Raw genomic sequence first — 253 nt, forward strand, 5'->3', positions numbered from 1 at the left:
CGCGGTGCCCCTCCTGGGAGGTTTCGGTGGTTGTCGGGGAAATGCTGCCCGGCGCGGCGCCGCCGATGTCCGCCGCATGCACGAACGACCATCCGTAGGCGATCAGTTCGCCGTCCCGGAAGATCGGATAGATCAGCGTCACGTCCATCATGTGGGTGACGAGCCCGTCGGTGAAGAACGGATCGTTGGTGATATAGCAGTCGCCCGGCGCGAAATTCTCGCGACCGATGCGGTTGAGCGTCTCCTGCAGCGG

General features: G+C 64.4%; 1 protein-coding gene. It reads right to left on the reverse strand.

Going from position 1 to position 253, the window contains the following annotated elements:
• On the reverse strand, positions 1 to 253 hold a 253-nt coding region (locus KVS69_RS19960), incomplete at both ends, for a hydantoinase B/oxoprolinase family protein (protein WP_217539944.1).

It is taken from the genome of Stenotrophomonas sp. GbtcB23 (assembly GCF_019091045.1).
In the GTDB taxonomy this organism is placed as follows: Bacteria; Pseudomonadota; Gammaproteobacteria; order Xanthomonadales; family Xanthomonadaceae; genus Stenotrophomonas; species Stenotrophomonas rhizophila_A.